This is a genomic window from Synechococcus sp. H60.1 (genome assembly GCF_047462335.1).
Lineage (GTDB): Bacteria > Cyanobacteriota > Cyanobacteriia > Thermostichales > Thermostichaceae > Thermostichus.
In genome coordinates this window covers 13,553-17,558 of sequence record NZ_JANSJA010000045.1, presented here as the reverse complement: position 1 = coordinate 17,558, position 4,006 = coordinate 13,553, and the positions used below count along the sequence as shown (strand labels likewise).

Annotated in this window: 3 protein-coding genes; 2 read left to right on the top strand and 1 reads right to left on the bottom strand. The window is 60.2% G+C overall.

Annotated elements, in window-relative coordinates; all coding sequences use genetic code 11:
- The first annotated feature begins 74 nt into the window (after positions 1-74).
- Positions 75-203, top strand: coding sequence for a hypothetical protein (locus NW852_RS02510; RefSeq protein WP_414365729.1), 129 nt, complete (start codon positions 75-77; stop codon positions 201-203).
- A gap of 268 nt (positions 204-471) precedes the next feature.
- Here the strand turns inward: NW852_RS02510 and tkt are convergent, their stop codons facing one another.
- Entirely contained in the window at positions 472-2,472 is a 2,001-nt protein-coding gene (tkt, locus tag NW852_RS02505) for a transketolase (protein WP_414372489.1), read from the bottom strand.
- Between the two features lie 512 nt (positions 2,473-2,984).
- Here tkt and lipA point away from each other — a divergent pair.
- Positions 2,985-3,899 (top strand): lipoyl synthase, encoded by a 915-nt coding sequence (gene lipA / locus NW852_RS02500; RefSeq protein ID WP_414372487.1) that lies wholly within the window; start codon positions 2,985-2,987, stop codon positions 3,897-3,899.
- Positions 3,900-4,006: the final 107 nt, after the last annotated feature.

Below are 4,006 nucleotides of genomic sequence, written 5' to 3'. Positions count from 1 at the left end.
GCCGTAAAGCGGATGGGGAAACCCCACCCGCCTGCGCGGTGGGGTAGTTCATCGCTGCAAAGGGAGGCATGGCTATGCCAGAAGAATCAGAAAAACCAGAGAAAAGCTACTCCTGGAAGGGCAGTGCCAATGCGGGCCGGGTACTGACGATTTTGGCCGTCGTGGGGGGAGTGGTCATTCTACTGGCGGGCTTCCTGCAGTAGGCCGAGCTGTCAGACCCAAAGTTGGCGCAAGAACATCCGCCTATCGCTGGAAGCCAACGTTTTCCCTGCTATGAAACTATGAAACAACTTTCTCGCTCCCTTCTCCTACAAGGGGAAAGGGGTTGGGGTAGCAAGTGTCTCAACCTTGCTTGAAACAACCGCAATGTTTTGCAAGTCCTGCTAACAAGTTGTCAGCCTTTCCACCAGGCAGCAAAAAACCCAGCAGAGAAGGGATCCCTGCTGGGCTCAGGCCGGAGGAGCAAAAATCCTAGCCTAGGAGCTGACGAGCGGTATTGAGCACATTCTCCACCGTAAAGCCGAACTTCTCCATGCAGACAGGGCCGGGGGCGGAGGCGCCAAAGCGGTCGATGCCGATGGCCACCCCCTCAAAGCCCAGGTACTTGTGCCAGCCAAAGGTGGATCCCGCCTCGACGGAGATGCGCTTGGTAACATTGGGGGGCAAGACGGAGTCGCGGTAGCTCTGAGGCTGGGCCTCGAACAGCTCCATGCAGGGCATGGAAACCACCCGTACCGCTCGGCCTTCCTGCTGCAGTTGAGCAGCAGCCTTCACCGCCAGCTCCAGCTCTGAGCCAGTGGCAATCAAGATAAGCTCCGGGTTGGGAGCATCCACCACCACATAGGCCCCCTTGGCTACCCCCTCAATGGAGGTGCCTTCTACGGGGTTGACCGCCTGCCGGGTAAACACCAGCACCGACGGGGTGGACATGGCCTCGAGGGCCACCTGGTAGGCTCCCACCGTCTCGCGGGCGTCCGCCGGGCGGATGACGTAGAGGTTGGGGATGGCCCGCAGAGAGGCCAGCGTCTCAATGGGCTGGTGGGTGGGACCGTCTTCTCCTAGGGCCACTGAGTCGTGGGTCATGATGTGCAACACCCGCGCCCGCGAGAGGGCCGACAGCCGGATGGCCGGCCGCATGTAGTCGCTGAAAACCAAGAAGGTGGCGTCGTAGGGAATGAGGCCGCCGTGCAGAGCCATGCCATTGGCAATGGCTCCCATGCCATGTTCCCGTACCCCGAAGCGGAAGTTGCGCCCGTGGTAGGAGCCGGCCTGAAACTCCGGGATCCCCTTCAAGTAGGTCATGTTGGAATGGGCCAGATCGGCGGATCCCCCCAGCAGCTCTGGCACCGCCTTGGCCAGGGCGTTGAGACAAAACTTGGAGAGGTTGCGGGTGGATTCTTTGCCAGTTTCGGCAATGGGAGCCAACGCTTCTTTCCAGCCCGCAGGCAGCTCCCCGGCCATGATGCGCTTGAACTCGGCGGCCTCTTCCGGGTAGGCCTTCTCGTAGGCGGCAAAGCGCTCGTTCCACTCCGCCTCGGCTTTGGCCCCCTTATCGATGGCCTGGCGGAAGTGGGCCAGCACCTCGTCGGGGATGTAGAACTCCGGCTCCAGCGGCCAGCCGAGGTTTTGTTTGGTGAGCTTGACCTCTTCCGGCCCTAGAGGCGCTCCGTGGACGCTCTCGCTGCCAGCTTTGTTGGGGGATCCGTAGCCAATGGTGGTCTCGACGATGATCAAAGAAGGCTTGTCGGTGACCTCCTTGGCTTTTTGGATGGCTTCGGCGATCCCCTTCAGGTCGTGGTTGCCATCCTCCACTTTTTGCACGTGCCAGCCGTAGGCCTCATAGCGCTTGCCCACATCTTCGGTAAAGGCAATTTCCGTGCTGCCGTCGATGGAGATGTGGTTGCTGTCGTAGAGCATGATCAGCTTGCCCAGTTTGAGGTGGCCGGCCAGCGAGGCCGCTTCCGAGGCCACCCCCTCCATGTTGCAGCCGTCACCCAAGATCACGTAGGTGTAGTGATCCACAATCGTGTGGCCGGGCTTGTTGAAGCGGGCCGCCAAGTGGGCCTCGGCAATCGCCAGCCCTACCGCATTGCCTACCCCCTGTCCCAGCGGGCCGGTGGTCACCTCCACACCGGGAGTTTCAAAGTTTTCCGGGTGCCCGGGAGTTTTGGATCCCCACTGGCGAAACTGCTTGATGTCCTCCAGACTGACATCAAAGCCCGTCAGGTGCAGCAGGGCATATTGCAGCATGCAGCCGTGGCCCGCCGAGAGGACGAAGCGATCCCGATCCACCCACTTGGGGTTGCGGGGATTGAACTTCAAAAACTGCTGCCAAAGCACATAGGCCATGGGTGCTGCCCCCATCGGCAGGCCGGGGTGGCCGGAGTTGGCTTTCTGAACAGCATCCACCGCCAAAAAACGAATCGTGTTGATGGCAAGTTGTTCCAGGGAGGGAGGAGCAGCAACAACCATGTGGGATCCCTATCGCTCGACATTCGCTTTCCAGTATGCCTTGACACTCCCACGGCCTAAAGGCGGGGGATTCTTACGCAGTTCAACAACAAACTCGTAAAGGCGCTGTCAAGACGCCTCTAGACAGTTCCTTGAGGCAAAACCCCAAGGTTCTGCTGACTTTCCTGTTCGCGTCAGCGGGACGGAGTCCTTAGAGGTTGGCTGAGACGTTGACATCTCCCGGACGCTTGCCACCGGTCGGGTTTTTCACCGTTTTAGGGGCTCGCCTGGGAACGCTACGCCTCGGTGACAACTATACCATTGGCGAGCAACTAAAGTTGCTTACGGGCTTTTCCGCCCTGCACTCAAGTGCGGGGCTACCAAGCTATCCTTCTGTGTTTTGGGCCTCGCTTCCGAAGCAGTGGGGATCCATCAAGCTGGGAATTGGCCCGGGTCGGTCTCGGCTGGGCAAGATGACAGGCTAAGCTGAGAGATAGGCTTGCCACCATTTCTGGTGGGTTGGAGGGTTTTCATTGAGCGCTGTTTCTTCGCCTAGCGGTAAACCGCCCTGGCTGCGGGCCAAAGCCCCCCAACGGGCCGGGTCTGTCCAGCAACTGCTGCGGGACTTGGGCCTGAACACGGTTTGCGAAGAGGCTTCCTGTCCCAACTTAGGGGAATGCTTTGCCAACGGCACCGCCACCTTCTTGATCATGGGCCCGGCCTGTACCCGTGCCTGCCCCTACTGCGATATCGACTTCACCAAACGGCCTTTGCCCTTGGATCCCACTGAGCCGCTGCGGGTGGCAGAAGCCGTGCAACGGCTGGGGTTGCGCCACGCGGTCATTACCTCGGTGAATCGGGACGACCTGCCGGATGGCGGAGCCAGCCAGTTTGTTGCTTGCATTACCGAAATCCGCCGCCGCCTGCCCCGGACGACCATCGAGGTCTTGATCCCAGATTTATGTGGCAACTGGCAGGCCTTGGAGCAGATTCTCGCTGCCCGCCCAACGGTGCTTAACCACAACACGGAAACCGTGCCCCGCCTCTACCGGCGAGTGCGCCCCCAGGGGAACTACGAGCGCTCCCTGCGGCTTCTGGAACTGGCACGGCAATGGGATCCGGGCCTCTACACCAAGTCAGGGGTGATGCTGGGCTTAGGAGAGACCGCCGAGGAGATTTTACAGGTGATGCAAGATCTGCGCCGGGTGGGCTGCGACATCCTCACTCTTGGCCAATACCTGGCGCCCAGCCCCAAACACCTGCCGGTGGAGCGCTATGTCACCCCAGAAGAGTTCGACCATTGGCGGCAAGTGGGGGAAGAGCTAGGCTTTCTGCAGGTGGTGTCCTCCCCTCTCACCCGCAGCTCCTACCATGCCGAAGCCGTGCAAGAGCTGATGCGGCGCTACCCGAAAAGGGGATCCCCTGCTGAGAGCGTCTTGCCAAGCTAGATCAGAAGTCCTGAGGTGTTGTTGTGGCGCAACGCTTCTCCCGGGAAGACCACAGGCCTAGTTGGTAGGGATTTCTGGCATCTTCTTTGGTAAAGATGCAGTAGGAT